General features: G+C 52.8%; 1 protein-coding gene and 1 tRNA gene. Both read left to right on the plus strand.

Annotated elements, in window-relative coordinates:
- The first annotated feature begins 13 nt into the window (after positions 1–13).
- Positions 14–90 (plus strand) — tRNA-Met (locus tag ACIGDJ_RS28235).
- 139 nt (positions 91–229) lie between these two features.
- Positions 230–739: a ribosome maturation factor RimP gene (gene rimP, locus ACIGDJ_RS28240; protein WP_397504721.1), complete on the plus strand. Its 510-nt coding sequence runs from the start codon at positions 230–232 to the stop codon at positions 737–739.
- The last annotated feature ends 9 nt before the right edge of the window (positions 740–748 follow it).

Raw genomic sequence — 748 nt, forward strand, 5'->3', positions numbered from 1 at the left:
GCCCCAGCTTTGTCGCGGGGTGGAGCAGTCTGGTAGCTCGTCGGGCTCATAACACGAAGGTCGTCGGTTCAAATCCGGCCCCCGCAACCAGTTTAAGGAGCCCCTTTTAAGGGGCTTTTTGTTAGCTGGATACTTTCAACGCCGCTGTTCGACGGCGTTTCAAGGATGGGCGTTATGCCCATTTTTTTATTTTGCAAAGCATGCACATATCATGCACTAGGGGGTTCAGGTGTCGAGCAAGCTAGAAGAGTTGCAGGCCTTGCTGGCCCCGGTGGTCGTGGCCCTGGGCTATGAATGCTGGGGTATCGAGTTTTCGGCTCAGGGTCGGCACTCGATGTTGCGCGTTTATATTGATAAAGAAGGTGGCGTGCTGGTGGACGATTGCGCCATTGTCAGCCGTCAGATCAGCGGTGTTCTGGATGTTGAAGATCCGATCTCCGTTGAATACGCCCTTGAAGTGTCCTCGCCTGGCATGGAGCGCCCGCTGTTCACTCTTGAGCAGTTTGCCAAATTTGCCGGTGAACAAGTGAAGATCAAGCTGCGCTCGCCTTTCGAGGGACGACGCAACTTTCAGGGCCTTCTGCGCGGTGTAGAAGAGCAGGATGTCGTGGTGCAGGTTGAAGACCATGAGTTCCTGTTGCCGATCGATATGATCGACAAGGCCAACATTATTCCCAGTTTTGAATTTTTCGCTTATCCCGCGGTTCCAATGGCTTGCTATTGTCGTTTTGTAGTATGAGGTATGATT

The organism is Pseudomonas sp. NPDC079367 (assembly GCF_044542195.1).
Lineage (GTDB): Bacteria > Pseudomonadota > Gammaproteobacteria > Pseudomonadales > Pseudomonadaceae > Aquipseudomonas.